Origin of the sequence: Candidatus Symbiopectobacterium endolongispinus, from assembly GCF_018777385.1 — a bacterium.
Classification (GTDB): domain Bacteria; phylum Pseudomonadota; class Gammaproteobacteria; order Enterobacterales; family Enterobacteriaceae; genus Symbiopectobacterium; species Symbiopectobacterium endolongispinus.
The window spans coordinates 148,260-171,250 of the sequence record NZ_JAFJYB010000004.1 but is presented as its reverse complement, the minus strand read 5'-3'; the positions used below and the strand labels follow the sequence as shown (position 1 = coordinate 171,250).

The window sequence follows — 22,991 nt, the reverse complement described above, 5'->3', positions numbered from 1 at the left end:
CTCAATAGCAGGAACACGGAAAAAGCGGGAATACCGAGGTGCCGCACACTGGCGCGGCACCCGTTTTCTGTTAGCGATTAACGCACCGCTGGGGCGTACTGGATACCGCCTTTGTTCCACAGCTCATTCAGGCCACGTTTGATTTTCAGCTCGCTGTCCATACCGACATTGCGTTCGAAAATTTCACCGTAGTTACCGACTTGCTTGATGATTTTGAAAGCCCAATCAGCTGGCAGTTTCAGATCTTTGCCGTAGTTACCTTCATGACCCAGCAGGTGAGACATGTCTGGGGTGGTCGGCTTAGCGGCCAGCGCGTCAACGTTCTTCGAGGTCACACCCATTTCTTCCGCATTCAGCATGGCAAACAGGGTCCAACGTACGATCGAGAACCACTCTTCATCACCGCGACGTACGACCGGTCCCAGCGGCTCTTTGGAGATAACTTCCGGTAATACGATGAATTCAGCCGGTTTGCTCAGCTTGATACGCAGCGCGTACAGTTGAGACTTGTCGGACGCCAGGGTATCGCAGCGGCCGGACTCCAGCGCCTTGGCGCTTTCGTCAGAGCGGTCGAAAGTGACCGGGGTGTATTTCATGTTGTGGGTTTTGAAGTAATCCGCCACGTTCAGTTCGGTATCGGTACCGGCCTGAATACAAACGGTTGCGCCGTCGAGCTCTTTCGCGCTGGTCAGGCCAGCTTTATTGTGAGTCAGGAAGCCGATGCCATCGTAGTACGTCACGCCAGTAAACAGCATGCCCATCCCGGCGTCACGGGAAGAGGTCCAGGTGGTGTTACGCGACAGAATATCAACTTCACCAGATTGCAGTGCGGTGAAACGCTCTTTAGCGGTCAGCGTGGTGTATTTCACTTTGCTGGCATCGCCAAACACGGCGGCAGCGACGCCGCGGCAAACGTCTACGTCAATACCTGAGTATTTCCCGCTGGCATCTGCATAGGAGAAGCCAGGCAAGCCGTCACTGATACCACACTGAACAAATCCTTTTTTCTGAATGGCATCCAATGTTGCACCCGCATGGGCTTGATTGATGACGGCGAAGAGGGATGCGCCGGCAACCAGCGTGGAAAGTAGCATTCTTTTCATAATGATCCTATGTAGCTCAGTCGTTGTGTGTTGCTGTGAGGTAGCGGCCATCCGGCTGCACCATTCCTGTCTGTCGGCACCGTTGTTTTGTCAGACGGTAGCGTGCCGTGACAGGGTTAAGCAAAACCGATGCCAATAATTTATTTTGATGATAAATAACAAGAAAATAGAAAAATTGCCGAGTCGCGATAAGGTTTATTCGGTTGAGGTGCACTTAAATGGCACTTTGCTGCAAAATATGCGCTATTTGAGTGCAAAGTGCCCACTTTTGGGTGAAGGAACTGTGCGGAGAAAAGCCACCTGCCCCAAGACGAGGCAGGGAAGCAAAATCAGTGGGGAATGTGGCGTTGATAGTGGGTTTCGAGCCGGGTTTGTAGCTTGCTCAGTACCGTGCTGAACAGCAAATAGATCAGCGCTGCTTCCACGTACAGGATCAAGGGTTCGTAGGTGACGGAAACAATACGCTGTGCCGCCAGAAACATCTCCGGGACCGTGATGACGGCGGCGAGCGAGGTGTCTTTGATCAGCGAAATGAATGTATTGGAGAGCGGCGGGATAGAGACAAAAATCGACTGTGGAATAATCACCCAGCACAGCGTCTGGCGTCGATTCATGCTCAGCGAGGCCGCGGCATTCCACTGACCGTTAGCCACTGAAAGGATGGCTCCGCGCACGATTTCCGAACTGTAGGCTCCCACGTTGAGCGTGAAGCCAATCAGTGCAGCCGGAAAGGCATCCAGCGTGATGCCTGCATTAGGCAGCCCATAGAAAATTAAAAACAACTGCACCAGCAACGGCGTGCCGCGAATCACCCACACGTAAAAATCCGCCAACCATTTCAGCGGCTTGGGCCCATAGAGACGGATCAACGTCACCAGAATGCCCAGTGCTAGTCCGAGCACAAAAGAGAGAATGGCGAGCGGAACGGTAAACTGTAACCCAGCAGAAAGCAGACTCCAGAAGGAGTCTGCCGTAAGTTGTAGCCATGGTGGCATCAATAGTGACCTCGAACGCGACGATTATTGGGAAACATCTTCCCCAAAGTATCGCACCGCTATCGTTTTATAGGTACCGTCTGCTTTGATTTCATCCAACGCTTTGTTCAAGGCTGCCACCAGTTCCGGCTGGTTTTTGCGCACCAGAATCCCTGAAGGATCACCTTCCGCAGCGGTTGCTGCCACTTTGACCTTGGCATCCGGCTTCTGTTTTTTGAAGTCCAGGTATGACAGATTGTCATTCAACGTTGCTTCGGCACGCCCACTCAGTACCAGTTCCAGCGATTGGTTGAAACCGTCGGTGGGAACAATTTCGGCACCGTGACTGCTGGCCAGTTTTGAGAAGTTGCTGGTCAGGTTCTGTGCCGATTTACGGCCTTTGAGGTCTGATGGTATCGTTGTCGCTACGCACCACCAGTACCGCTTTGGAATCGATATAGGGTTTGGAGAAATCAAATTTGGCTCGACGCTCTTGGGTGATACCCACCTGGTTAATCGCCGCGTCATAGCGCTTTGCGTCCACACCGGCAATCAAACCGTCCCAGCGACCTTCCACAAACTCGGCTTTTACCCCCAGTTTTTCAGCAACAGCACGGCCGATATCCACATCGAAGCCCTGAAGTTTTCCTGATTTATCATGGAAATAGTAAGGCGCATAGGTGCCTTCTGTACCGATCTTGAGTACGCCAGCGGCCTTGATGGCGCTGAGATCGTCTTGTGCCTGTGCGGCTGTACCCGCCATCAACAGTGCGCCAGTGAATGCTGCCAAAGCCAGTGTTTTCATTGCGTTTACCTATCGTGTAGTGGAGAACGTTATATAACGTTCGATGCTGAATAATCTACGACGTAAGCCATAAGGTTCTAAATCACATTCGACTATGATTTAGAACTGAAATGAATATAGCCCAGATGCTGATTTCTGCGTTTTAGCCGTGCTTTTTGCTATTGCCATCAGGCTTTGAGTGAGGAAAGCGTTAAGCAATGTAAAGTCGCGTAAGGCGCCGTGTAATTAGGAATACAGGAGATATTCGCGCGTGAGGCGAAGGCAGATAGTAGCGGCAACGGTGGCTGCCGTCGTTATCTTGAGGATACGCACATGCGCAAAACCATTCTGACGCTCGTCATGACCGCTATGGTTCTCGGTCCACTCTCTGCTTCCTTTGCTTATGCGCACGGTCCTGATGACCCGAGAGGCGAAGGGGGACGTCATTGGGATGACGGCCCGCGTGGCAATGGCGGCCCCGGTTGGGATCGCGGGCGAGGACACGGTCCGCGCTGGGATAATGGCCCAAGGGGTGATTGGGGGCGCTATGATGACAGGCGCGACCATTTCCGCTGGCGTGGCTATGATTTTCGTGCCGGGCATCCGATTCCCGGTCCGTACCGCGGCGATCGCTACTGGGTACGTGACTGGCGTGGCTATGGCCTGCCCAGCCCTACGCCTGGCCACCAGTGGCGCTATATCTACGGTAATTACGTGCTGATTGCGGTGGCAACGGGCGTGATCACCTCCATTCTGCTCAATCAGGCGTTCAACTGATACGCCTTTAACGGTCGATCATCCCGGCGCTATTCGTTTGATAGATTGCCGGGATGCCTCAGAATTGCTCCCTTTTTTGTACCAATCCAGCTGCATTCGCGTACCATTTCTGGATATTTGTGCGAATGCTGCAACAGTGCTGCTCGGATATCAGGCCTTATCTTGTTCACGCGATGTCTTACACTAAGGTCAGTGGCAAGCTCAACCGATGAGCTTGGTAAAACGATCTGATTACGGAGAACACGATGAAAGTTGCCCTGATTGGTGCAACCGGCATGGCCGGTAGCGAAATTCTGAAAGAGTTGGTGGCGCGTGGTCATCAGGTAACGGCGATTGCGCGTAACACCACTGCCATCCTACAGCATGACGCCGTGACGCCGCTGGCATTAGATGTCAGCGATCGCGATGGATTAAGCGCCGCGCTGCGCGGCCATGATGCTGCGATCAGTGCAGTACGCTTTCAGGTGGTCGAACCGTCGCAACTGATTGAGGCTGTCAGCCCGTCGGGCGTAAAACGCTATCTGGTGGTGGGCGGTGCAGGCTCACTCGATGTCGCGGGCACCCGCTTGTTGGATACCCCAGACTTCCCCGATGCCTATCGCCCGGAAGCCACGCGAGGCGCTGAGTTCCTGGCTGTGTTGCGCCAGCACGATGAGCTGTCATGGTCGTTCCTATCTTCTTCCGCGCTGTTCACGCCGGGGCCACGCACCGGGCACTTCCGTCTGGGCAAAGATACCCTGCTGGTCGATGAGGCGGGCAACAGCGCCATTTCGGCGGGTGACTTTTCCGTCGCACTGGTGGATGAACTGGAGCAGGGCAACCATCTGAAATTGCGCTTTACCGTCGGTTATTGAGGTTGCTGACAAACCTGCCTAACACGCGTATTCCCACATCCCCCCGGTCATTCCAGCGAAGGCGGGAATCTCCTACAGACTAGACGCGTTCATTCTGTCAGAGGTCCCCGGTCTACGCCGAGAACGACAAAGAGGCTGATAGGCTTCGTCAGCAGTTTGAGCGTCTGCTTTTCAGGCAGACGCTTTTTTTATGCCTGAAAGGGGGGAGACTGGCGCTGTACTCGTTTGCTGGTGCGGTCTGATGCCAACCTGATGGAAGGAATGATAAGTTTGTCTTATTAGACAAGTTTGACAAGTTATTGCACGGTGAAGTGCGCGCAATCGACATCCTTGTTATCCGGCTTCGCGTTTTTGGCAGTCGGAAACGCCGTTAGTCAGGAGTGTATGATGACCCCTTCACCTGCAAGAGAAAAAATGCCTTCTGGCGATCCTGCCGCTCCCGCGGTGGCGATTGCCATGAAAGGCGTAAAAAACAGTTTTTAGATCAAGACGATAACGCAGTCGACGTTATCAAAGACATTTCCCTTGATATTTATCACCAGGAATTTATCAGCATTGTCGGGCCGAGAGGTTGCGGCAAAACCACCATGTTTAACATTATCGCGGGGCTACTGCCTCCGACTGCGGGCGAAATTCAGGTGTTCGACCCGTACTACGCCATGCCCGGCAAAGGGCGAGTGGGTTACATGTTGCAAAAAGACCTGCTGTTTCCGTGGCGCACCATTCTGGATAACGTCTGTCTCGGGCTGGAAATCAGCGAGATGCCGAAGAAAGAACGCCACGAGCGGGCGATGACCTACCTCGATAAGTATGGACTGCGCGATTTTGCTCACGCCTATCCCTCGGCGCTGGATTACCAAACCCGACTGGTGCTGGAAGAGGAGATCCTGACGATCCTCAACGAATACGGCAAAGCCGTGGTGTTGATCACCCATGACATTGGTGAAGCCATTGCCATGTCCGATCGCATTGCTGTGATGTCACAGCGGCCCACCTGGAACAAGAAAACCTACGATATTGGCCTCGCCAAGCGGCACGGTTCCGCCATGGGCGCGCGTAAAGATCCCGAGTTCCAATCCTTCTTCGATGCGATCTGGGCTGATATGGATATCCAACTGGGGGATCATGCATGAACAAGTCTGCTGTCGTTACTGATAAAACGGCCTCGGGTCGTTCACGTCAGGGAAGTCAGCGCAGAAAGCGCTGGTTGTCGATACTGCGCGACAATGGGTGGCGCGCCTTACTGCTCGCCAGCATTGTCGCGTTGTGACAGTTCGGGGTGAATGCCGGCGTGGTCAATGCATTCTTAATGGGCTATCCGGCAGGGATTTGGCAGGAATTTGTGCGCCTGGTGGGTAACGGCGAACTGTTGCAGAACACCTATGTCACGGTGTATGCCACCGTGACCGGATTTGTGCTGGGCAGCTTGCTCGGTTCCTTTTCCGGGCTATTGCTGAGGCATACACCGACGCTGGCGCGCATTCTCGACCCGTTTTTCATCGCGCTAAACAGCCTGCCGAAGATTGCGTTGGCCCCCATCATCATCATTTGGTTCGGCTCCGGACTGTTTTCCAAAATTGCGCTGGCCTTTATCGCTACCTATGTCGTGGCGCTGCTCTCCGCGTGGCAGCACGCACCAGATTGATGATAGTCAGGTCAACCTGATGCGCTCCCTCGGGGCCAATCGCAACCAGATTTTCCGCAAGGTGGTGGTACCGTCGACCCTGCCATGGATTATCGCCACTTTCCGGCTAAATATCGGTTTTGCCCTGATTGCCGACATCGGCGGCGAGTTTATCTCTTCCGATTATGGTCTGGGGAAAATGATTTTCGTCGCAGGCAATCTTTTCAATCTCAATGTGGTGTGGGTCGGTGTCTTTACGTTGCTGGTGGTCGCCATCGTGCTCTATCTGGTGGTGGTTCAACTGCAAACGCTGGCTGCTGCCTTGGGAGCGTCAGCAAACACATCGCTAGTGGTATCCGTTCCGTTGTTCCTTAACTGGTTAAGAAGGAAAGTGAGATGAATAAAATCGTTGCATGGGTGTGCGCGGCGCTGTTTACAGCGGGTTCCGTCAATGCGTCAGCGGCTGATGCCAAGCCCGATCGCGTGCTGGTGACGGAGGCTTTCCACTCTTTGTTGTACTTACCGGTATATGTTGCCAAACACCAAGGGTTATTCGAAAAAAATCAGATAGACGTAACGTCGATTCGTTCGGCGGGTTCAGGCCCGACCGCGCTGGCGGCGGTGCTGTCCGGTGAAGCGCAGTTCTCCGTACATGGCCCTGAACATGTCGGGTTCGCCCAGCAAAAAGGCGGTAAGGCCAAGGTGGTGAGCGCGGTGGCCAACAGCGCGCCAGTATGGATTGTGGCTAAGCCCGATTTCAAATTCACCTCACCGGCGGATTTGAAAGGCAAACGTGTGGTGGTGGGGCTGGCCCCGGGAACCTCTAACACGCTGTTGCTGCGCCTGCTCGGCCAGACCGGGTTAAACCCGAAGACGGATGTGGCGATTAATGAAGTGCAAAACGGTTCGGAACTGGGGCCACTGTTAGCGGGCCGTGCGGATGCCGCCGTGGTGTATGAACCGCAGGCGGATCAGGATGTGGGGCAAGGGCTGAAAGTGATTTAAGATTTCACCCGCGACTATCCTGAGTACGCATTCTCTACCATCAACACCTCAGAGAAAATGATTGCTGATAACCCGCAACTGGTGGCGCGCTTCGTGAAAACCATCAACGAATCTCTGGCATTTATTCATCAGAATCCCGATGTTGCCAAACAGGTGGCGCGCCAGGAGTTCGCGGCATTGGACGGTAGCGTGGTGGATGCGGCAGTACAGCGGATGATCGACAGCAACGTCTATCCGGCCAACGCAGTCATTTCGCCAGAAGCCTTTACTACGGCCATTGATATTCAGAAATTTGTCGGCAACATCACGCAAGATATGCCTTATACGCAAATCGTTGACGGTCAGTTTGCTGCCAAGCCATAACAAGGACATCAAGGCATGAACGCTATATTGGGTATGAAAACCATGTTGGATGCCTCGCCCTTTGCCACGATTGCCGCCACCCGGCGGCAACTGGCCGCGCGCAAGGTTTCTCCAAGCGAGTTGTTGAGCCATTTTCTGGCGCGTATCGAGCAACGCGACGGCGACATCAAGGCGTGGCGCTATCTTGATAAAGAAGGGGCGCGCCAGCGCGCCCTGGAATTGGATCAACAAATGGGGGCCATCGCCTGCAAGTCCGCACTGTTTGGTATCCCTTACGGCGCCAAGGATATCTTCCACACGCGCGGTTTACCGACGGAAGGCGGCTCTAAGGTACTGGAGGGTAATATCTCCAGTGAAAACGCCAGCGTGATCGATAAGTTCGATGGCATGGGGGCCCTGCTGCTGGGGAAACTGACCACCACAGAGTTTGCTAATCTGGGGACGCCGCCCAAGACCGGCAATGCCTGGAACCCGGCGTATACCCCCGGTGGCTCAAGCAGCGGTTCTGCCGCTGCCGTTGGTGCGCGTATGGCGCTGATGGCATTGGGTACTCAAACGGCTGGCTCGTTGTCTCGCCCGGCGGCGTTCAACGGAGTGACGGTGTTGAAAGCCACCTATGGGCGCATCAGCAAGGCGGGGGTGATTCCCGCCAGTTGGTCGCTGGATCATGTGGGAGCCTTCACCCATACGGTGGAAGATGCGGCGCTGGTGTTTAATGCACTCTCTGGCCCAGACCCACGTGATGACACTACGCTGTCATTGCCCTATACGCCGTTGCAACTGCGCGAGAAGCACGATTACACGGTGGGGATCGTCGAGCATCCCTATTATGCCGGGGGGGGGGGGGATGCTGAAATTGGCGCGGCCTGTTTGCAGGCAATGGATGCCCTGGCCGGGCGTGGCGTGAAGCTTAAACGTATCACGCTACCAGACAGTTTTGACGATGCCTGCCGTGCGCACCATATTGTGATGCAGGCCTAATGCGCTGCTTATCACCGCGACACATTCTTGCAGACGCCCACGCTGTTCGGTGCCTATTTGCAGGAATTTATGCAACAAGGCCTCGCTGTCTCTGCGCAGGCGTACATACAGGCGCAGCAGGTGCGTGCCCGTTATCGCCACGAACTGGCGACCTTGTTCGACGACGTGGATATGCTGATGACGCCAGTGACGCCGACATTAGCCCCACACGGTCTGGTGGCGACCGGGTCTCCTGCTTACAATATGCCGTTTACCAACGCTGGTGTGCCAACCTTGGCGCTGCCGGTGGGCATTTCCGCAACGGGACTGCCAATGGGGATGCTGTGGATTGCCCGCCATGGCAATGAACAGGCGCTGGTGGATTTGGGTATGCTTTACCAGCAGATAACGGACTGGCATGCTTGCCTGCCGCCATTCTGTCAGGCATAACAGATGATCACTGACTTACCTAAAACAGTCATTCCCGCGAAAGCGGGAATCTCTTACGGAAGAAACGCGTTTGTTCTCATAGAGATCCCCGGCTTTCGCCGAGGATGACGAGAGGGAAACCAAGGATGACGAGGAGTAAAGTGACTTTGTCATCAGTCTGCGCCTTCTTTTCAGAAGGCTGCTCGCGATCACACGTGCAGGGAGCACCGGTTTTGTCTACAGCACGCTTTTCCGGTCAATGGGACACTATGTAATGTACGATAAATTATTGACGGTTTCTGATGCGGCTAAAATGCTGGGTATCTCCGCCAGCACGCTGCGTCGGCTGGAAGATAACGGAGAAGTCAAAACCTATGGGCTGAAGGTGGTTTACACCCCCGGCGGTCAGCGCCGTTACCTTGCCGACGAGATTCAACGCGTTTTCTCTCAGACCGGTTTTGCCCACAAAATAGGCTTTGGTTCCAAAGCGGCGATTTTGGTGCGGGATGTGACCTACGCCTACATGGACTTCGACTCGACGTTGGCGATTGATACCCCGTTTGATAAAGCGGGGCTACATTGATTACTGACCATGGCGGCACAGCGTGGGTTACCGACGGTGTTTACCCGCACGGTTTATCGGCCAGAGCATCCCTTTTCCTGGCTATGGGGAAAAAAATACCCGTTTATCACCACGCTGACGGAAGATGCCTACCTGAACCGCATTGATGAAGCTCTGGGGGATGCACCTTTTGAGCGTAATCATTCCACCTGTTATGTGTCCGATTTTTATGGCCATGATTTGGCTGCATGGCTGAAGCAACAAGGTATCGACACCCTGATTCTGGGCGGCGTGACCGCCAGCGGCAGTATTCGTGCCACGGCCATTGAAGCATTCCAGATGGGGTTTCATGTGATGTTGCCGCGCGAAGTGATTGGCGATCGCAGCCAGTCGTTGCTGGATTTCACCCTGCTGGATCTCAATGCGCGCTATGCCGATGTGCTCAGCCTTGAGGAAGTATCCGGTTGGCTGGCAACCTTGCCGATGGCGGTGAGCGAGTCAACGACCCGTCACCGCCAGTCTGATGCACTGAGTGAATAACCGTTACTCTACTGTGTCCAAAAGATTTTCCGGTGCGGGCGCGAGCGTGCCATTTTCAATGGCTCGCACCAGGTCATACACGGTTTGATTTGCCGGAACCGGAATCTCGAGTTCTGCGGCACGTTGAATAACCAGGCCGTAGATCTCATCGATTTCCGTGCGGCGACCTTTCTCAATATCCTGCCCCCATGGACGGTCGTTGCCCGACCGCGCCGCGCTGCGCCGCATCGATCAGGCGCTGTTCGATCTCCGCGAGCGCTGTCGCACTGCCGTCTGTGGCGGCGGCAAATAATGCGGCGGGAATGGCGCCGAGCGCGGTCAGCGAATAGCCCAATCGTTGTCCGACACGCACCTCTTCTCCCGCCACTTTGATGGAAAAACGCCGCAGTTGCTGGTGGCTGTCTAACGCATCTATGGTCAATCCCGTAGCGGCAGAAACGCCATTGCGCATCGCATTGACCGCCAGTTTGGACCAGCGCTCCCCAGCCAGATTATCAATCACCGCAACGGAATCCACCTGCCGTAGCAACGTTGCCAGCGTTTCGATGCGCGCACTGCGCTGCCCGTCCAGTTCCCCGATACGCGCGGCGATCAACCCGGCAGTTCGCGACGCGCCGACAATCTCGGCAAGCGTCGCCTCGTTGCAGCCATTTTGTGCCGAGACAACCACGGCATCCGCGTGAAGATAGGGCAACACCAATTCGGCGGCCCAGCGGGTGTCATAGGATTTCACGCTGATGAAGACGATATCGAGCGGCGGCAGTGCCTTTAGGCTGTCAATGTCGTCGTCAGCCAGAATACGCACTGGCGCGATGGCGTTATCCTGCGGCACGGCACCGTCAATGCGCAGACCGTTGCGGCGCGCGGTGTCTCCGTGTTCCCGCCAGCGGTCGATAAGAGTCACGTTTTCTCCCGCGGCGGCCAGACGCGCACCAATGAACCCACCCACCGCGCCGGCACCGACAACCGCAATGTGTGGAGCCATCATTGGCCCTCCTTATTCAGCCAGACATTTTTCAGCGAACTGAAGGTTTGGTCGGGCGTGTCGCTGATGCCGTGCAAGTGCGAACTGTAAATGGTCTGACGTTGTAACTCGAACAACGGCAGGTTAGGCAAATCCGTCATCGCAATACGCTGCCATTCATGGAACGCTTTCAGGCGGTTAGCGGGGTTGGTATCGGTTTGTGTGGTTTTGATAATCGCATCCAGCGTCGGGTTAGAGTAACGCGCCCCCGTTGGTGTTTGGCACGCCTTTGACAATGGAGTCGGTGCCATACAGGCGGTATAGCCCCATGGCCGGATCGATCATCGCGGAGAACTGACAGGCACGGGTTTGGAAGTCATAATCGGTGTAAATCCGACGGTAGTAGGTTGGTGTGTCCTGTGTGCGCAGCTTTAGCGTCACGCCAACTTGCTTCAGGTTCTGGCGCAAAAACCCCGTGGTATTCTGCAAGGATTCATTGTTGCCCTCATAGTCGAAAAACAGCGAGAAGCGTTCACCGTTGGCACCACGCGGGTAGCCTGCCACATCCAGTAGTTGTTCCGCTTTCTTGGCGTCGTAAGGGTAATGTGGAACATCATTGGTGAAATATTTTTGATAGTGCGGAATAGGGCTGGTAGCCACCTTACCAATGCCGTACCACGCGCTGTCGATCAATCCCTGACGATCAATCGCGTAAGTCAGCGCCTGTCGCACGTTTACCTGACGCAGAATCGGGTCTTGCGTGTTGAATTCAAAGGTAAATAACGGGGGGAGCCAGTTATAGCCTTCGCTGGTAATTTTCAGCGCCGGATTTTTTTTCAACCGGGCAATATCGGCCAGCGGAACCGGATCGAACGGGCCGTATTTTACCTCTCCGGTTTCAAACGTGGCAGCTCGTGGCGCATCGTCCGGAATCAGGCGGAAAATCAGTTTGTCGAGATAGGGTTTGCCCTGATCTCAATAGTTTTCATTACGCGCCAACTCGATGAACTCGCCCCGACGCCAGCTCACGAAACGGAACGGGCCGGTACCGATCGGCGCAATGTTATGTGGGTTTTTCAGTGGATCGCTGCCCTGATACAGATGCGCGGGCAATACCTGCGATTCTGCCGCACTCAGTGCGATGAGCAAGATCGGTGAGGGTTGAGACAGTTTAAATATCGCCGTCAGTGGATCGGGCGTTTCTACATCCACCAGATTGGCAAAGGTGGTGCGCCCGCGCGGGTGCAGTTTTTTCCACAGTTCCAACGCGCTGTAACGAATATCCTGTGAGGTAAAGGGTTCGCCATCGTGCCATTTTACGTTGGGGCGCAAGTTGAAGCGTACGGAGAGACCGTCTGCGGCGGTTTCCCAACTCAGCGCCAGGCTCGGCTGCGGGTTCATGTCTTTGTCGTAAGAAAGCAGACCATCGAACACATTGGGCGATACCGCGTTAACCGAGAAGTGGTTGTTGATGGCACTGCTCAGCACACTCGGCGCTGGATTAATGACGGCGATCAGCGTGCCGCCGCGCACAGGTTCAGCAGCGTAGGCCAGACAGCCACTCAACAACAGAGTGCCTATCAACAGGCGCGTTAGAAAATGAATGTACTTTAGAAAACGGATGTATTTAGGCATGAAATTTCCCCTTACTGTTGTGTAATACGTGGTTAAGGTTTTTATTGTTGTGACTTCACGGGCTTTCAGTTGAACGGGCTTTCCGTTGAAGGTGCGGATAAATGACAAGCAACGAGAGAATCCGAACCGACGGAATGCAGGGGTGGAACGCTGCGGCGACAGCGATCGGTAGCAAAACGGCAGCGGGTATGGAACGCGCACCCGCTGGGAATCGTGAGCGGACTGGGGACATCTCCGGTGAGTATCTGTTTATCGGCAATACGTGAACGGCGCGGATCCATCACCGGGATCGCCTGAAGTAATGCCTGGGTGTACGGATGCTGCGGCGATTCCATGATGTCGGCATAAGGCGCTATTTCTACAATGCGCCCTAAATACATCACGGCAATCCGGTCCGCCATGTGCTGTACCACGCCGATATCATGGCTGACAAACAGGTACGCCATACGGTACTGCTGCTGCAAATCCACCAGTAAATTCAACACCTGCGCCTGCAACGAGACGTCCAGTGCGGAGACCGGCTCATCCAGCACGATGATGTCCGGACGGGGGCGATGGCGCGTGCAATGGCGACCAGCTGACGCTGTCCGCCGGAAAGCTGGTGTGGGAAACGGTCGAACAGCGCAACGGGTAACCCGACGTCATCCATCAATGCCAGCACGCGTTTATTCCGCGTAGCCCGGTGTTTTTCCGTCAGCGTTAACGGCTCGCCAATCAGTTGCCCCACCGTGAAACGCGGATCGAGGGATGCCGCCGGATCTTGAAACACCATCTGAATGCGCTGGCGCAACGGGTGCAGCTTTCGTTTCGGAAGTGAGGTTACGTCTACATCACCGATCACAATGCGTCCGGCGCTCGGTTCCAGCAGTCGCATCACGGCTCGGGCCAGTGGGGGTTTGCCACAGCCGGACTCACCGACAATACCGACCGTTTCGCCCGCCGCAACCTCAAGGTTGATGCCGTTGACGGCATACGCCTTGCCTTGCGGGGTGGGGTAGGTTACATGTGAATCTTGCACCTGTAACATTACGCGGCCTCCTCGGTGTTGCTGCGGGCATCATTGATACTGTGGAGACGCGGCCTTGTGCCATGACGTGCACGCGGCTGGGGGCGTGCCAGCAGCAACTGGCGGCTATAGGGATGGTGTGGACCATCAAAAAAGGAAAACACATCCTGCTCTTCAACGATGACGCCGTGGCGCATCACGGCGACGCGGTCGGCGGTTTCGGCGATCACCCCGAGGTCGTGGGTAATCAGCAGCAGTGACATATCCAGTTCGTCTTTAAGGCTGACCAGCAGTTGTAGTATCCGGACCTGAATGGTGACATCCAGTGCAGTGGTCGGCTCATCGGCAATCAATACGGCCGGGCGCGTAGCCAGTGCCAATGCGATAACCACCCGCTGACGCATTCCGCCAGAGAGCTTGTGCGGATACTCGTTAAAACGGTGTTCGGGTTCTGGAATACGCACTTGTAGCAGCAGATCGAGTGCGCGCGTCTTTGCTTCGCGCTGGGAAAGTGGGCTGGCGGCAAGTATCGCCTAAACCAACTGACTGCCAATGGTCAACACCGGATTCAACGCGCTCATCGGGTCTTGAAATACCATGGCCAATGCGGGGCCGCCGCGCTGACGGCGCTGGCGCGGGGTGGTATGCAAAATATCGGTGCTGCCTAGTAGGACGTGTCCAGTGCTGTGCGCCTCGGGTAATAACCCCATCAGCGTTAGCTCGGTCACGCTTTTACCACAGCCGGATTCCCCCACCAGTGCCAACGTTTGACCTGCGAAAAGATCGAAACTGATGCCGTGTACCACGCGTTGTGGTAACGCATCGCGGGCCGAAAACGCAACGGTGAGATCCTGAACCTGAAGCAGCGGTGCGGTCATTTTGTTATCCCCTTGTGTGGATTGAGCAGATCCGTAAGGCCGTTACTTAACAACGTAAAGCTCATGACAGTGATAAAGATCGCCAGCCCCGGCAACGCGATGAGATACCAGGCGGTTCTCAGTAACGGTCTGGCGTTGCGAATCATCGCGCCCCACGACACGGTATTGGGATCACCCAGGCCGAGAAACGCGAGTGCGGCTTCGACCAGAATGGCATGGGCGATCACCACGGAAATCATCACGATGACCGGAGCGGTACTGTTCGGAAGGATGTGCTGGCGTACGATGCCGAGATGACCGATACCCATGGTTTCGGCGGCCAGTACATAATCGGCGTGACGGATTTTGAACACTTCGGCACGGGTCAGACGTGCAATTTCAGTCCAAGACGTGAGGCCGATTGCCAGCGCCACGCTGCCCAGCGATAGGGAGAGCAGCGCGACCAGCACCATTGAAAACAGAAAGGTCGGGATGGTTTGAAAGTATTCGCAAATGCGGATCAGCACATCGTCATACCACCCGCCGAGATAGCCTGCGGCAGCACCCACGCTGACGCCAATCACCGTGGCAATGAGTGCGGCACCGAAACCAATGGCTAATGATACCCGTGCGCCGTGCGCCAACTGTGCGGCCACGTCGCGCCCAAGTTGATCGGTGCCCAACGGAAATTGCGCATTTTGCAGCGGCCACAGCGTGCGCGGCCCCACCATTGCCTGGGGATCGCCAGGGAACAGCAGTCCGGCGCAGGCGGCGATAACCAACAGCCCTGCTAACAGGTAGGCCCAGATGCGCAGGTACACATTGAGATGGGCGTCAGAGCGGTTTTTCATGACGCCAATCCAATGCGTGGATCGAGCACGCCATACAGAATATCAATCAACAGGCTACTCAAGACTACCAACAGCGAGTTGCAGAGGAACAGGCTGAGTAACAGATTGATATCGCGATCGGACACAGCCTCGAAAGCCAGTCTGCCCATACCCGGCCAGGAAAACACGGTTTCGACCACCACGGCACCACCAAGCAGCGTGCCGAGCTGTAAACCGGTGAGTGTAACCACGGGCAACAGTGAGTTACGTAAAATGTGGCGCAGGGTGACTGCCGTTTCGCTGATGCCTTTCGCCCGCGCGGTGCGCACAAAATCGAGCGGGTATACTTCCAGCATCGAGGCGCGTGTCACGCGGGCATACAGTGCTAAATGCGATAAACCCAGCGTGACGGCGGGCATAATCAGATGCCAGGCGACATCGCCAGCCACCCCCAGTGTGCCGGGTGTGGCGCCCACTGTGACCATGCCACCGATGGGCAGCCAACGTAAATGAACCGCGAACAACACAATGCCCATCAAGCCGAACCAGAACACCGGTATGGCAAACACGACGGCGGAAAACAGCGTAACGCCCTGATCGAAAAGGCCATGGCGATAGCGCGCGGCAAAACACCCCAGGATCACGCCAAATATTACGGAAAACAGCAGGCTGCTGCCCATCAGCAGCAACGTGGCGGGCAGTCGCTCCAGAATTAATGTTTGTACTGGCAAGTTATAGCGAAACGAGAACCACAGATCGAAATGAGCTATCTGAGAAAAATAAGTAGCAAGTTGTTCAAAACCGGAGCGGTAGAGACCAAATTGCGCGCGCAACATCTCCATATATTCTGGCGTTGCTGCACCAAATTCTCCGGCAATAACATCCGCCAAATCTCCCGGTACCGATTTGAGTAAAATAAAATTTCCCAATATCACTAATCCGGCAACAATACTGACCTGTGCAAGCCGGCGAAATAGATAATGCATCATTTCAGTCAGTGTGTCCTGATTAGTCACTAATCCCAATAATCATACGGAGAATGCCTTTCGTGTCTTAGCTATAAATAGTCCAATATTGGCAATGTAAATAGCACTGGATTGTCTTCTTTAATTATGTTTTTCTTATTTTAATGCCAGCGTTAAAACAACCTATTCATTACTTTATTAAGTATTAATAAAGTAATGACACTTAATGCAGACCTTATTCATTAAACATCCGTATCGCTAAATCAATAAGGGAAACACCGGCTATGTCCATCAAGAATGTGAAAACAAAGAATATCTCTTGGTTAAAACTGAAAAATACAACAACGACGCAAGAGACAGGAAAGCTATTCGAAGACTCCATCGAAACACGCGGTTTCATCCGCAATATGCAGGCGGTATTGGGACAATTTCCTGCCGTGTTGCTGGCACAGGATGCACTAAGCCGCGCGCTGACTGTGGAATACGAGGGAGGATTGAACGGTAAAGAGCGTGAATTGATTGCGTTGGTGGTGAGCGTACAAAACCGTTGCCGTCCTTGCGTTTGGGGGCACGCGGCGAAATTGCGCCAGATCACTGGCGATGCACTCTGGGTTGGCGGTATAGAAGTGAACTACCGTGACGCGGAATTAAGCCCACGTGAGCGGGCGATTGCCGACTATGTGCAAAAGTTGACGGAAGCGCCGGAAACCGTGGAAGAGCGCGATTTGGCACCGCTGCGTGCAAGTGGCGTCACGGAGCAGGAGATTATTGAGGTGGTTGCTATTGCCGCTTATTTTAACTTCAGTAACCGCATCAACAGCGGGCTTGGCGTCCAACCCAACCAAGAGCCGTTCCTTTAATTCCGCTAAGCCTCGCCTTGCCTATCGGCGGGGGGGCGATTGGCGGCTATCTTGGCGCATACCTGACTCGTGCCGGGCGTCAGGTCACGCTTATCGATCCCTGGGCAGAAAATGTCGAGGCGCTCCGGCGTGACGGGTTGTCGTTGGAAGGACTGACGCCGGAAGAGCATTTTACCGTGCCGTTAAACATTCTTCACCTTGGCGAGGCGCAGCGCTTGCACCTGGAACCACCGTTTGATATTGGTCTGGTGGTGCTCAAGTCTTACGACACGCTGTGGGCTACGCAGTTTATCCGTCCCTTTATCCGACCGGAGGGCGTGATTGCTTCCGCACAGAATTGTATCAACGATGCACGCGTGGCGTCGGTTGCCGGCAAGGAGAATACGCTGGGCATTGTCATTACCATCGCTGCCGAGCTGTATGCACCGGGCAAGGTGCGTCGCGGTAATCAGCGTGGTGCGCCGGGAACGCTGCGCGTGGGTGAGTTTGGCGGTGGCACTATGCCGCGTTTGCAGCGTGTGGGTGAGCTGTTACAGCCTGTCGATTTAGTGCTGGTGACCCCTGACTTGTACGCCCACCGTTGGACCAAACTCAGCATCAACGCGATGCGTAATTCGATTGCCGCAGCCAGCGGCCTGACCGGTAAGTCATGAACGGATTCGGCGCTTTGCCATCCGGTTAGGAGGATAAGCGGCACAGGTGGGGCTGGCGCAGGGGCTGGCTCTGGATGCTATTAACCGCAGTACGCCAGAGGTATTGGTTAAGGCTGCGCAAGGTGACTCGCTCGCGCTGGCGGAGGCAGAGGCGAACTTTTTATCTTATGTGGAACTGGGGACGCAAAGTGAACATCAGCGCCCCTCGATGGGACAGGATATCCGCCGCCAGCGGCGCACCGAAATCGATTATATGAACGGCCTTATCGTTGAGGTCGGCCAACAGGTTGGCGTGCCTACTCCGGCGAATGCCACGATTGTTGATGCTATCCATAAGATTGAACGCGGGCAGCTTTCACCCTCACCAGAATTGATCGTCCAGTTGGATGAATCATTGCAGCGCTGATGAATACGGAGAGTGGGTTTCATGCTCACTCTCCGTATCTAATCCTGCTTTTTCCCAGCTATTCAACGAAGATTTTATCCCGCCCCAAACGCACCATCGGTGCCAGCGTCATCAACAGCAGTAATCCCGATGCAATCAATAGCCCTAAGCTGATGGGCTCATGCACGAAAATACCGAAATCTCCGCGTGAGATGATCAGCGCCCGGCGTAAATTCTCCTCCATCATTGGTCCGAGAATAAAGCCTAACAGCAGCGGCGCGAGCTCAAAGCGCAGCATCGCCAGGGTATACCCTAATAAGGCAAACAGAGCGGCCAAAAACAGATTGAATGGATTATTGGATACGCTGTAAATGCCGACGCAGCTAAACAGCACAATGGCCGGGTAAAACAAGCGGTAAGGTATTTTTAACAGACGGACCCACACGCCGACCATCGGTAAGTTGAGCACCAGCAGCATCGCGTTTCCCACCCACATGCTTGCCACCATTCCCCAGAACAGGTCAGGTTCGCTCTGCATAATGCGCGGGCCTGGATTAATACCGTGGATCATCATGGCACCCACCATCAAGGCCATAATGGCGTTTGACGGTAATCCCAACGTGAGCAATGGAATAAACGAGGTTTGCGCCGCTGCGTTATTGGCGGACTCCGGCGCAGCGACCCCTTCGATGGCTCCTTGGCCGAACCGGGAAGGATCTTTTGCCAGCTTCTTTTCCACCGTGTAGGCGGCGAAAGAGGCGAGTGCAGCCCCGCCGCCCGGCAGCCGGCCGAGCACTGACCCCAGTAAGGAACCGCGCAAAACGGCGGGCGAAGCCTGGCGGATATCCTGCGCGCTTGGCATCAGCTTACCTTGTTCAATCACGGTGCCGCCGCTTTTTTCCTGCTGCACCAACACGCGGATAATTTCACCAATACCAAACACACCCATTGCCAGCGGCACAAAATCGATGCCGTCAGCGAGTTCGGGAATACCAAAGGTGAAGCGTAATTCACCGGAGTTGATGTCGGTGCCCACCAATCCGAGCAGCAGCCCAACCACTACCATGGTGATGGCTTTTAGCAGCGAGCCTTGTGCCAGTACTACCGCGCCAATGAGTCCCAACACCAGCAGCGAAAAATAGTCGGTCGGCCCGAAGCGAATGGCTATACTGGCGAGCGACGGGGGAAAAACCAATTACAAAGGTCGCCAGCGTTCCGGCAAAAAAAACGACCCCAGCGCAGCAATCGCCAATGCGGGACCGGCACGACCCTGTTTCGCCATGGCGTGCCCATCCAGACAGGTGATTACCGAGGAGGTTTCACCCGGCATATTCAGCAGAATCGACGTGGTAGAACCGCCATATTGCGCACCGTAATAAATACCTGCCATCATGATCAGTGCACTGGTCGGTTCCAGCGTGAAGGTAAACGGCAACAACAACGCGATGGTGACCAGTGGCCCGACGCCGGGCAAGACGCCTACCCGCGTGCCAAACAGCGCACCGCAAAAGCAATAGAACAGGTTGTTCGGTAACAGTGCTATCGACAGGCCGTGGAACAACCCCTGCCATACATCTGGGATCATAGCGGCCATACCTTAAGCGGTAAGCCCAGCACCTGAACAAACAGCAGCGGAACAGAAAACGCCAGTACCGTCGCCAGCGCCAGCGTTTCTTTGAGTTTTGCTTCGCGACTGCCAACGGCGGCGGTAATCACGGTTAGCAGGCTGGCAACAATGATGCCCCACTGATCGACCAACAGGGCAAATAAAATCACCGCGCCCAGCATCAATAGCGGAGCGCGCAGCGTGAAACCAGCTTCATCGGGGGAGCGACGGCGTGGCGATGACAGCCAGGCACGCACGGCAATCAATCCCCCTAACAGCAACAGCAGTGCACCCAGAATGGTCGGCATGTAACCGGCACCCATTCTGGCGGCGGTACCGAGCGTATACTCGGTATTGGCGATCGCAATGGCACCTGCGCCAAGCAGGGCAATCGCGATGCCGGACAGGAATTCGCCCTGTAAATGTTTGTGCGTTGCAGACATGGGTCTACCTCAATTGATCATGGTTTAAGCGTGATGTTTTGACGATACGCGGGGGTATCACCACTTGCCGGGGGCCAGAATACCCGCCGCGTCGAGCGCCGATGCGCCCTGTTCCAGCGCTTTCAATAGATGGCTCTCTTTTTCTGCCGCTTGCAGCGCGCGATCCAGCACGGTCTGCGTAATATCGCTGGGAACGATAATCACGCCATCGTTATCAGCCAGAATCAGATCGCCGGGCCTAACCTGAACGCCGCCGATATTGACCACATCGTTAAACGCCACTAGCTCCAGACGACGCTTGCCGGTGCGCGGCGTGACCAGACTTTCAGCCCCGATTCAACGATGCTGCTGCTGTCGCGCACGGCACCGTCAACCACTACGCCTGCGAGCCCTTTGGCCTTAGCCGCCGTCGCAAGAATGCCGCCAAAGCTGGAGGCATCGGTGCTGCCTGCCGCTTCAACCACGAACACATCGCCGGATTGCGTTAGCGTGATTTGGTCGATACCGCCGCCTTGCGGCGCGTTGCCTGCGGACAACGTGAAACCGGGTAACTGTCTGGCGCGGCTCTGACGCGCTGTCACCGCCGGTCCGACGATGCGTTGCCCCGGTGCAAGTGGCCGTAGCGTCTGTGCCGGAATCGCGGTGTCATAGCCAAGTTCATCAAGGATGTCCGCCACTACTGAAGTGAGATCTGGTAGTGATAAAAACCCCTGAATCACCTTAGCGGTGGGACGGGTGATCTCCACTTGCCTGATTAACGGCTGGTTTAGCGTGCCCAGCAGGCGACCGGCATAAGGCAACAACTGTTGTGCTATTGATTTTGTCTCACTCATGGTGCTCTCCTGACCTATTGCTGCTGGATATTGGCATTGGTCACTACGGTGCGCCATTGTTCGTAACCGCGTTTGATTTCAGCATCGAATTCCGCTGGCGTGCTGTTGACCAATGTCATGCCTGCCTTATCGGTGATCGCGATGTAGCTCGGGTCGTTCTGGTACCCGACCACGGAATCGTGCAGTCGCGCAACTACACTATCTGGCGTCGATGCCGGGCCAAGCAGCCCCAGCCAGGAACGGGCAACAAAGTTAGGGACACCAGCTTCTGAAAGGGTAGGAATATCGGGGGCAAACGGACTGCGCTGTTCGGTTGAAACGCCCAGTGGGCGAATGGTGCCTGCCTCAAAGTAGGGCACTGCTGTGCTCAACACCAGGAAGCCCAGTTGAATCCGCTTGCCTAGCAGCTCTGAAATGATTTCGCCCTGACCTTTGAGCGGCACATGCACCACATCAATACCCGTTAACTGTTGTAAATAGGCGGTGCTGAGATGCTGGCCGGATCCAATGCCCGCTGTGCCGTAGTTGTATTTACCCGGATTGGCTTTGATGTGCGCCAGCACTTCTGTGAGGTTTTCCCCGGCAGATCGGGCGAGACGGCGAAGACGCTCGCCTGATCGCTCACCAGAGAGATGGATTTGAAATCCTTGAAAATGTCATAGCGCAAGTGGGTGTTGAGTGCCGGTACGGTCACGTGATTGGATGAGGCGAACAGGAAGGTGTGACCGTCGGTTGCCCGCGCCACGTATTCGGTGCCGCCAGCCGCCCCTGCTACGGGACGGTTTTCCACTACAAACGTCTGACCGAACGATTTACTCAGGCGTTCCGCCAACGCGCGCGCCAACAGATCGGTGCCTCCGCCGGGTGGGAAAGGCACCACCAGCTTGACGGTTTTGGTGGGCCAGTCAGCGTTCGCTGCCACAGCGGGTGACCATAATGTGATCCCTGCGGCCACTAACGATGCGGATGCGAACTGTAGCCAGCGACGGCGTGTTATCCCCGATGTATTCATAACGTGTTACTCCTCTATGATTTTATTGTTGGTATGGTGTTCATTCCGTCATGGCGCGGGCTATTCCCATGTTTTCAGCGCTTGCCAGTCCTCTGGGGTTGCGGTGGAAGCGAAACGCTGTAGCAAGCGCGCTTTTTCGTCCTGTAATTGCCGTAAACGCGCAATCGTGTCATCAATCAGGGCATAGGGAATGGCGATCACCCCGTCGTCATCGCCCACAATCAGGTCACCAGGAGCGATTTCTACGCCAGCCACCGTCAGCGGGGTCGCCAGCGGGCCGAGTTGGGCCTTTTCGCCCCGGCTTTTCAGGCTGATGCCACGGGCAAAGATGGGGAGGTCCCAGGTGCGCAATAGCGCGGCATAGCGAATGGCACCGTCAATCAGGATACCGCCCAGCCTGCGGTTGGCAGCCAGCGTCGCCATCATGTCACCGAAGGAGGCACCCTGGGTGAAACCGTCCACGCTATACACCAGGATGTCCCCCCGGCAGTGCCAGCGTGATGGCGGCGTGCCCCGTCAGGTTGTCGCCGGGAAAACCGGCGGCGGTAAACGCGGCACCCAGCAATCGACATCCCGGGCGCAGCGGTTTTATGGTGGAATGCAGTGCACCGTGTTGTCCTGCGGCCTGATAAATCAGTGCGGTACTGGCCGTTTTGAAGACCGCCAATTGATTTGCATTGGGCCGGGGAAAATCTGTTTTTATTACGGTGGCCAAAGGATTATCTCCCGATAAATAGCATTTTAACGTGTCATAAGTTTTTTATATATGAATCAGGCAGAGTGCAATAAATCATACCCAGTAAACAGATACGAAAATAACGACAAAAGGCGTAATAATAAGATGATGTTACCGAGAATAAGGCGATTAATTTTTTTGTCTAGTGATTATCCCATAGATCATTATTCAAATAAGGGCTAATTATTTTCTAAATAAGAAGCGAATAGATTAATAATGCTAAACAGTCAT

25 protein-coding genes and 7 pseudogenes are annotated in these 22,991 nt (G+C 55.1%); 14 read left to right on the top strand and 18 right to left on the bottom strand.

The window, feature by feature from the left end:
* Nucleotides 1-77: 77 nt before the first annotated feature.
* The 3 genes and pseudogenes from JZM30_RS16160 to JZM30_RS16150 all read right to left on the bottom strand — a co-directional run bounded on the left by JZM30_RS16160 (nt 78) and on the right by JZM30_RS16150 (nt 2,882).
* The gene (locus tag JZM30_RS16160; RefSeq protein ID WP_252319923.1) at nt 78-1,103 is read right to left on the bottom strand and encodes an amino acid ABC transporter substrate-binding protein; all 1,026 of its coding nucleotides are present in this window, start codon (nt 1,101-1,103) and stop codon (nt 78-80) included.
* A gap of 329 nt (nt 1,104-1,432) precedes the next feature.
* Entirely contained in the window at nt 1,433-2,098 is a 666-nt protein-coding gene (locus JZM30_RS16155; protein ID WP_252319921.1) for an amino acid ABC transporter permease, read from the bottom strand.
* 24 nt (nt 2,099-2,122) lie between these two features.
* Nucleotides 2,123-2,882 (bottom strand): annotated as a pseudogene (locus JZM30_RS16150) (amino acid ABC transporter substrate-binding protein).
* A 312-nt stretch (nt 2,883-3,194) separates the two neighbouring features.
* Between JZM30_RS16150 and JZM30_RS16145 the strand changes: the two are divergent.
* From JZM30_RS16145 to JZM30_RS16095, 11 genes and pseudogenes are all read left to right on the top strand, one after another.
* A complete protein-coding gene (locus JZM30_RS16145; protein ID WP_252319919.1) occupies nt 3,195-3,638 on the top strand; it encodes an RcnB family protein in 444 nt (147 codons plus the stop codon).
* A 245-nt stretch (nt 3,639-3,883) separates the two neighbouring features.
* On the top strand, nt 3,884-4,492 hold the full coding sequence (locus tag JZM30_RS16140) for an NAD(P)-dependent oxidoreductase (RefSeq protein ID WP_252319917.1): 609 nt from the start codon (nt 3,884-3,886) through the stop codon (nt 4,490-4,492).
* Between the two features lie 380 nt (nt 4,493-4,872).
* Nucleotides 4,873-5,625 carry an ABC transporter ATP-binding protein gene (locus tag JZM30_RS16135; RefSeq protein WP_252319915.1) on the top strand — a complete coding sequence of 251 codons (753 nt, stop codon included), beginning with the start codon at nt 4,873-4,875 and terminating at the stop codon, nt 5,623-5,625.
* Nucleotides 5,622-5,762 (top strand): hypothetical protein, encoded by a 141-nt coding sequence (locus JZM30_RS16130; protein WP_252319913.1) that lies wholly within the window; start codon nt 5,622-5,624, stop codon nt 5,760-5,762. Before JZM30_RS16135 ends, JZM30_RS16130 begins: the two co-directional genes overlap by 4 nt.
* Before the next feature lie 21 nt (nt 5,763-5,783).
* Nucleotides 5,784-6,137, top strand: a complete 354-nt coding sequence (locus JZM30_RS16125) for an ABC transporter permease (RefSeq protein WP_252319911.1) — start codon at nt 5,784-5,786, stop codon at nt 6,135-6,137.
* 19 nt (nt 6,138-6,156) lie between these two features.
* Nucleotides 6,157-6,516, top strand: a complete 360-nt coding sequence (locus tag JZM30_RS16120; RefSeq protein WP_252319909.1) for an ABC transporter permease — start codon at nt 6,157-6,159, stop codon at nt 6,514-6,516.
* A pseudogene (locus JZM30_RS16115) lies at nt 6,513-7,484 on the top strand (ABC transporter substrate-binding protein). The gene JZM30_RS16120 and the pseudogene JZM30_RS16115 overlap by 4 nt, the downstream one beginning before the upstream one ends.
* 15 nt (nt 7,485-7,499) lie before the next feature.
* Nucleotides 7,500-8,465: an amidase gene (locus tag JZM30_RS16110; protein ID WP_252319907.1), complete on the top strand. Its 966-nt coding sequence runs from the start codon at nt 7,500-7,502 to the stop codon at nt 8,463-8,465.
* A gap of 27 nt (nt 8,466-8,492) precedes the next feature.
* On the top strand, nt 8,493-8,894 hold the full coding sequence (locus JZM30_RS24805) for an amidase family protein (protein ID WP_252319905.1): 402 nt from the start codon (nt 8,493-8,495) through the stop codon (nt 8,892-8,894).
* A 253-nt stretch (nt 8,895-9,147) separates the two neighbouring features.
* Nucleotides 9,148-9,456 (top strand): helix-turn-helix domain-containing protein, encoded by a 309-nt coding sequence (locus JZM30_RS16100; protein ID WP_252319903.1) that lies wholly within the window; start codon nt 9,148-9,150, stop codon nt 9,454-9,456.
* 9 nt (nt 9,457-9,465) lie between these two features.
* Nucleotides 9,466-9,975 carry an isochorismatase family protein gene (locus JZM30_RS16095; protein WP_252319901.1) on the top strand — a complete coding sequence of 170 codons (510 nt, stop codon included), beginning with the start codon at nt 9,466-9,468 and terminating at the stop codon, nt 9,973-9,975.
* A 3-nt stretch (nt 9,976-9,978) separates the two neighbouring features.
* On the opposite strand, the gene JZM30_RS24380 is transcribed toward JZM30_RS16095, so the two are convergent.
* The 9 genes and pseudogenes from JZM30_RS24380 to JZM30_RS16055 all read right to left on the bottom strand — a co-directional run bounded on the left by JZM30_RS24380 (nt 9,979) and on the right by JZM30_RS16055 (nt 16,256).
* Complete coding sequence (locus JZM30_RS24380) at nt 9,979-10,203, bottom strand: ketopantoate reductase family protein (protein WP_291829429.1); 225 nt, start codon at nt 10,201-10,203, stop codon at nt 9,979-9,981.
* A complete protein-coding gene (locus tag JZM30_RS16090) occupies nt 10,148-10,963 on the bottom strand; it encodes a ketopantoate reductase family protein (RefSeq protein ID WP_252319899.1) in 816 nt (271 codons plus the stop codon). The genes JZM30_RS24380 and JZM30_RS16090 overlap by 56 nt, the downstream gene beginning before the upstream one ends.
* Nucleotides 10,960-11,235 (bottom strand): hypothetical protein, encoded by a 276-nt coding sequence (locus JZM30_RS16085; RefSeq protein WP_252319897.1) that lies wholly within the window; start codon nt 11,233-11,235, stop codon nt 10,960-10,962. The genes JZM30_RS16090 and JZM30_RS16085 overlap by 4 nt, the downstream gene beginning before the upstream one ends.
* A pseudogene (locus JZM30_RS16080) lies at nt 11,192-12,340 on the bottom strand (ABC transporter substrate-binding protein). Before JZM30_RS16080 ends, JZM30_RS16085 begins: the two are co-directional and overlap by 44 nt.
* Before the next feature lie 299 nt (nt 12,341-12,639).
* Nucleotides 12,640-13,107, bottom strand: a complete 468-nt coding sequence (locus JZM30_RS16075; protein WP_252319895.1) for an oligopeptide/dipeptide ABC transporter ATP-binding protein — start codon at nt 13,105-13,107, stop codon at nt 12,640-12,642.
* Nucleotides 13,053-13,601 carry an ATP-binding cassette domain-containing protein gene (locus JZM30_RS16070; protein WP_252319893.1) on the bottom strand — a complete coding sequence of 183 codons (549 nt, stop codon included), beginning with the start codon at nt 13,599-13,601 and terminating at the stop codon, nt 13,053-13,055. The genes JZM30_RS16075 and JZM30_RS16070 overlap by 55 nt, the downstream gene beginning before the upstream one ends.
* A pseudogene (locus tag JZM30_RS16065) lies at nt 13,601-14,458 on the bottom strand (ATP-binding cassette domain-containing protein). The gene JZM30_RS16070 and the pseudogene JZM30_RS16065 overlap by 1 nt, the downstream one beginning before the upstream one ends.
* A complete protein-coding gene (locus JZM30_RS16060; protein ID WP_252319891.1) occupies nt 14,455-15,288 on the bottom strand; it encodes an ABC transporter permease in 834 nt (277 codons plus the stop codon). The pseudogene JZM30_RS16065 and the gene JZM30_RS16060 overlap by 4 nt, the downstream one beginning before the upstream one ends.
* Nucleotides 15,285-16,256, bottom strand: a complete 972-nt coding sequence (locus tag JZM30_RS16055) for an ABC transporter permease (protein WP_252319889.1) — start codon at nt 16,254-16,256, stop codon at nt 15,285-15,287. Before JZM30_RS16055 ends, JZM30_RS16060 begins: the two co-directional genes overlap by 4 nt.
* Nucleotides 16,257-16,516: 260 nt before the next feature.
* On the opposite strand from JZM30_RS16055, the gene JZM30_RS16050 reads away from it, so the two are divergent.
* From JZM30_RS16050 to JZM30_RS16040, 3 genes are read left to right on the top strand one after another with little or no spacing between them, the layout of a single operon-like run.
* Nucleotides 16,517-17,092, top strand: coding sequence for a peroxidase-related enzyme (locus tag JZM30_RS16050; RefSeq protein ID WP_252319887.1), 576 nt, complete (start codon nt 16,517-16,519; stop codon nt 17,090-17,092).
* Between the two features lie 17 nt (nt 17,093-17,109).
* On the top strand, nt 17,110-17,745 hold the full coding sequence (locus tag JZM30_RS16045; RefSeq protein ID WP_252319885.1) for a ketopantoate reductase family protein: 636 nt from the start codon (nt 17,110-17,112) through the stop codon (nt 17,743-17,745).
* Between the two features lie 46 nt (nt 17,746-17,791).
* Nucleotides 17,792-18,151 carry a ketopantoate reductase family protein gene (locus JZM30_RS16040; protein ID WP_252319883.1) on the top strand — a complete coding sequence of 120 codons (360 nt, stop codon included), beginning with the start codon at nt 17,792-17,794 and terminating at the stop codon, nt 18,149-18,151.
* A gap of 58 nt (nt 18,152-18,209) precedes the next feature.
* Here the strand turns inward: JZM30_RS16040 and JZM30_RS16035 are convergent.
* The 6 genes and pseudogenes from JZM30_RS16035 to JZM30_RS16010 all read right to left on the bottom strand — a co-directional run bounded on the left by JZM30_RS16035 (nt 18,210) and on the right by JZM30_RS16010 (nt 22,691).
* Nucleotides 18,210-19,715, bottom strand: a pseudogene (locus JZM30_RS16035) (tripartite tricarboxylate transporter permease).
* A complete protein-coding gene (locus JZM30_RS16030; RefSeq protein ID WP_252319881.1) occupies nt 19,712-20,179 on the bottom strand; it encodes a tripartite tricarboxylate transporter TctB family protein in 468 nt (155 codons plus the stop codon). Before JZM30_RS16030 ends, JZM30_RS16035 begins: the two are co-directional and overlap by 4 nt.
* A gap of 57 nt (nt 20,180-20,236) precedes the next feature.
* Nucleotides 20,237-21,012: pseudogene (locus JZM30_RS16025) on the bottom strand (RraA family protein).
* Nucleotides 21,013-21,026: 14 nt separating this feature from the next.
* Nucleotides 21,027-22,024: pseudogene (locus tag JZM30_RS16020) on the bottom strand (Bug family tripartite tricarboxylate transporter substrate binding protein).
* Nucleotides 22,025-22,084: 60 nt separating this feature from the next.
* Complete coding sequence (locus JZM30_RS16015; RefSeq protein WP_252319879.1) at nt 22,085-22,486, bottom strand: RraA family protein; 402 nt, start codon at nt 22,484-22,486, stop codon at nt 22,085-22,087.
* 1 nt (nt 22,487) lies between these two features.
* The gene (locus JZM30_RS16010) at nt 22,488-22,691 is read right to left on the bottom strand and encodes an RraA family protein (protein WP_252319877.1); all 204 of its coding nucleotides are present in this window, start codon (nt 22,689-22,691) and stop codon (nt 22,488-22,490) included.
* Nucleotides 22,692-22,991: the final 300 nt, after the last annotated feature.

Excerpts from the sequence above, each read along its gene's own strand:
- JZM30_RS16140 (WP_252319917.1), top strand. The coding sequence starts at position 3,884 with ATGAAAGTTGCCCTGATTGGTGCAACCGGCATGGCCGGTAGCGAAATT.
- JZM30_RS16030 (WP_252319881.1), bottom strand. The coding sequence starts at position 20,179 with ATGTCTGCAACGCACAAACATTTACAGGGCGAATTCCTGTCCGGCATC.
- JZM30_RS16100 (WP_252319903.1), top strand. The coding sequence starts at position 9,148 with ATGTACGATAAATTATTGACGGTTTCTGATGCGGCTAAAATGCTGGGT.
- JZM30_RS24380 (WP_291829429.1), bottom strand. The coding sequence starts at position 10,203 with ATGCGGCGCAGCGCGGCGCGGTCGGGCAACGACCGTCCATGGGGGCAG.
- JZM30_RS16160 (WP_252319923.1), bottom strand. The coding sequence starts at position 1,103 with ATGAAAAGAATGCTACTTTCCACGCTGGTTGCCGGCGCATCCCTCTTC.
- JZM30_RS16050 (WP_252319887.1), top strand. The coding sequence starts at position 16,517 with ATGTCCATCAAGAATGTGAAAACAAAGAATATCTCTTGGTTAAAACTG.
- JZM30_RS16090 (WP_252319899.1), bottom strand. The coding sequence starts at position 10,963 with ATGATGGCTCCACACATTGCGGTTGTCGGTGCCGGCGCGGTGGGTGGG.
- JZM30_RS16070 (WP_252319893.1), bottom strand. The coding sequence starts at position 13,601 with ATGTTACAGGTGCAAGATTCACATGTAACCTACCCCACCCCGCAAGGC.
- JZM30_RS16055 (WP_252319889.1), bottom strand. The coding sequence starts at position 16,256 with ATGATGCATTATCTATTTCGCCGGCTTGCACAGGTCAGTATTGTTGCC.
- JZM30_RS16110 (WP_252319907.1), top strand. The coding sequence starts at position 7,500 with ATGAACGCTATATTGGGTATGAAAACCATGTTGGATGCCTCGCCCTTT.
- JZM30_RS16060 (WP_252319891.1), bottom strand. The coding sequence starts at position 15,288 with ATGAAAAACCGCTCTGACGCCCATCTCAATGTGTACCTGCGCATCTGG.
- JZM30_RS16145 (WP_252319919.1), top strand. The coding sequence starts at position 3,195 with ATGCGCAAAACCATTCTGACGCTCGTCATGACCGCTATGGTTCTCGGT.
- JZM30_RS16095 (WP_252319901.1), top strand. The coding sequence starts at position 9,466 with ATGGCGGCACAGCGTGGGTTACCGACGGTGTTTACCCGCACGGTTTAT.
- JZM30_RS16130 (WP_252319913.1), top strand. The coding sequence starts at position 5,622 with ATGAACAAGTCTGCTGTCGTTACTGATAAAACGGCCTCGGGTCGTTCA.
- JZM30_RS16120 (WP_252319909.1), top strand. The coding sequence starts at position 6,157 with ATGCGCTCCCTCGGGGCCAATCGCAACCAGATTTTCCGCAAGGTGGTG.
- JZM30_RS16155 (WP_252319921.1), bottom strand. The coding sequence starts at position 2,098 with ATGCCACCATGGCTACAACTTACGGCAGACTCCTTCTGGAGTCTGCTT.